Below are 799 nucleotides of genomic sequence, written 5' to 3'. Positions count from 1 at the left end.
GCGAGGCCTGACCGCCTCGATCAGCGGCTCCCACACCGCCCAGACCGCATCCGTGAGAAGCTGCTCGTTCCTGTCCTTCGCCATGCCCAAAACATGGGAGCAGCATTCAAGCTCTAACAGACCCTAGCCTCGGCCTTTTGGGCGGGGGCAGCGGGAGTGTTGGACATGGCGTTGTTGAGCGTTATCCGGCGCTGGCATTTCCGGGAGCACCTGTCGATCCGCGCGATCGCCCGCCGGACCGGCCTGTCGCGGAACACCATCCGCAAGTACCTGCGGTCCGAGGCAGTGGAGCCTGTGTTCAGGGCCCCCGAGCGCCCCAGCAAGCTGGATCCTTTCGCCGAGCGGCTGGCCGCCTGGCTGCGGACGGACGCCCGCAGGCCACGCAAACAGAAACGTACCGCGCGGCAGTTCCACGCGGAGCTGGCCGGGCTCGGCTACGACGGCTCGTACCGGCGGGTCGCTGCCTTTGTGCGAGCCTGGCGAGATGACTGGCAGCGCCAGCAGCAGACCTCCGGCCGCGGCGTCTTCGTGCCGCTGGCCTTCGGCCCAGGCGAGGCGTTCCAGTTCGACTGGAGCGAGGAGCATGCTGTCATCGGCGGCGAACGCACCAAGCTGCAGGTCGCCCATCTCAAGCTCTGCCACAGCCGGGCCTTCCTGGTGCGAGCCTATCTCCTGCAGACGCACGAGATGCTGTTCGACGCCCACAACCACGGCTTCCGCGTGCTGGGTGGCGTGCCGCGGCGTGGCATCTACGACAACATGCGCACCGCCGTTGACCGGATTGGCCCGAGCCGGGAGC

1 protein-coding gene is annotated in these 799 nt (G+C 67.8%); it reads left to right on the top strand.

Annotated features, from left to right (window positions below; all coding sequences use genetic code 11):
• Nucleotides 1-165 precede the first annotated feature (165 nt).
• On the top strand, nucleotides 166-799 hold a 634-nt coding region (gene istA, locus CR165_RS24215), incomplete at its 3' end, for an IS21 family transposase (RefSeq protein WP_109519427.1).

The organism is Teichococcus aestuarii (genome assembly GCF_003116135.1).
Lineage (GTDB): Bacteria > Pseudomonadota > Alphaproteobacteria > Acetobacterales > Acetobacteraceae > Pseudoroseomonas > Pseudoroseomonas aestuarii.
Note: the sequence above shows the minus strand (reverse complement) of the source record. Positions and strands in the feature narration are given on the sequence as shown.